The organism is Psychrobacter sp. (assembly GCF_036731945.1).
In the GTDB taxonomy this organism is placed as follows: domain Bacteria; phylum Pseudomonadota; class Gammaproteobacteria; order Pseudomonadales; family Moraxellaceae; genus Psychrobacter.
This window is the reverse complement of the sequence record NZ_DAINDI010000002.1, coordinates 96,898-98,880: the sequence shown is the minus strand read 5'-3', so window position 1 is coordinate 98,880 and position 1,983 is coordinate 96,898. Positions and strand designations below refer to the sequence as shown.

At 41.0% G+C, this 1,983-nt stretch carries 2 protein-coding genes; both read right to left on the bottom strand.

Features of this window, described 5'->3' with window-relative positions; translation table 11 throughout:
- Positions 1–124: 124 nt before the first annotated feature.
- Complete coding sequence (gene ppiC / locus V7D75_RS00870; RefSeq protein ID WP_193031961.1) at positions 125–403, bottom strand: peptidylprolyl isomerase PpiC; 279 nt, start codon at positions 401–403, stop codon at positions 125–127.
- Positions 404–508: 105 nt separating this feature from the next.
- The gene (gene rluF / locus V7D75_RS00865; RefSeq protein ID WP_333613020.1) at positions 509–1,501 is read right to left on the bottom strand and encodes a 23S rRNA pseudouridine(2604) synthase RluF; all 993 of its coding nucleotides are present in this window, start codon (positions 1,499–1,501) and stop codon (positions 509–511) included.
- Positions 1,502–1,983 lie beyond the last annotated feature (482 nt).

The following is a 1,983-nucleotide window of genomic DNA, read 5'->3' as shown; positions in this document are numbered from 1 at the left end:
CGTATAAGCAGGCATTTAATCTAAACGGCAGTTACACAGAATGTGGGATGGTCTCGACCGCTTAAGTTATCTGGCTTTTTAGGTAACCTCTATTGTCTGTATCATTAAGTAAAAAGCCTAACGCTTACGTCCTATAAAGCACTTTGACCACATGCCAGCCAAATTTGGTCTTTACTAAATGCGGGGTAAAAAGTTCGCCGTTAAAGCAAACTTTATCAAATGCTGGTACCATTTGACCTTTTTTAAACTCACCTAAGTTGCCGCCTTTTTTACCTGATGGACAGGTTGAGTGTTTCTTAGCCAATACGTCAAACTGCGCACCTTTTTTAAGTTTGGCCATAATGTCATCAGCCAGTTCTTTGTCTTTTACTAAAATGTGTAAGGCACTAGCGGTACGAGCCATAATATAAACCCTTCATAAAATGTCGATTATCGCGGCATTATATCACTACTTAGTTTGGTTGCTAACCTAACTGCTCTACTGCATCAAAAGTCATTACCTATTGTTCTATCGTTTTGAGGACCGCGAAGAACCTCGACCTCTTGCAGGACGCTTACCATTGGCAGCAGGTTTGCCATTGCCCCCAGACTTCTTGCTATCCCCGAAAGGACGCTTACCTTTAGAACCCGCTGGTTTTCTAGCGCCATCTTTAGAGTGTTTAGCATTGCCCTTTGCTACGCCCGCTGGTTTTGAAGATTCTTTTGATTTTGATGAGGTATCAGTACGCGGTTTTTTTCGTGGCGACTTACGCGATTTCTTAGCCGCAGTATTGTCTTCTGAAGAAGAGTCTTCTATAGATTTCAGTAAAACGGACAACTCTTTTGGGGTTAAATCTCGCCAGTCTCCAACGGGAATACCCTTTAGGCTCACATTCATAATCCGTGTGCGTTCAAGCTTTACGACTTCATAGCCAAAATGCTCACACATACGGCGAATCTGACGGTTTAATCCCTGTACTAGCGTAATATTAAACACGGTAGGCGCTACCTTAGTCACCGGGCACTTTTTCGTCATCCTGCCCAAAATAGGTACGCCACCTGCTAGACCTTCAATAAAACTATCGGTTATCGGCTTATTGACTGTCACCACATAATCTTTTTCATGGTTATTACCTGCACGCAACACCTTATTAACCAAATCGCCATTGCTCGTTAAAAAGATTAAACCTTGAGAATCTTTGTCCAGACGCCCAATCGGGAAAATACGGTCGCTATGTCCAACAAAATCAACGATATTGTTTTTCTCAGAGCTTTCTGTGGTGCTCACAATCCCGACTGGTTTATTCAACGCAATAAAAATGAAATCGTCTGCTTCTCGTGGTTCAATAAGTTGTCCGTTAACTTTTACCGTATCTCCAGCAACCACTTGCGCACCTACTTGAGCACGTTTGCCATTGACGTAAACGTTACCTTGTTCAATAAAACGGTCAGCGTCGCGCCGAGAGCAAATACCGCTTTCGCTAATATATTTATTTAAACGAGTCGAGGAAGTGTTAAACATAAAGTGCCATTTTCACCTAATGAAAAGCTTTTTGTGCTAAGAAAAAGACTGAATTGAATGAATGATCAATAACAAGATGGCTAACATTATATAGGAAATTCAGTAGCTATTTTAAGAGAGATGATCCCAAACCTATTTATCATTACTGAAAACAACTTAGCGGCTCATTGAGGCAGTCATATTATGTAAAGTACATACTTAAACTCATCTGAAATTTAGTATGACCGCGCCCTATCACTTGTAAACATAATCCTCTAAAATAGATACCATTTCTATCAATCAGTTATTCATTACAGGGCAGATTACTGCGCATACTTTATTTCACAGTAAATATGAATTGCATAGCATTGTTACTTATTACGTATAGCTTTAGCAATAACAGACTGCCCGCTTCATCAACGTAAGGCTAATCATAATGACATCAATAATTAGAGTCGCCATCGCCGGTTACGGCAACCTTGGCCGCGGTGCGCAAGCCGCCA

Coding starts and splice junctions, on each gene's coding strand:
- ppiC (WP_193031961.1), bottom strand. CDS start 403: ATGGCTCGTACCGCTAGTGCCTTACACATTTTAGTAAAAGACAAAGAA.
- rluF (WP_333613020.1), bottom strand. CDS start 1,501: ATGTTTAACACTTCCTCGACTCGTTTAAATAAATATATTAGCGAAAGC.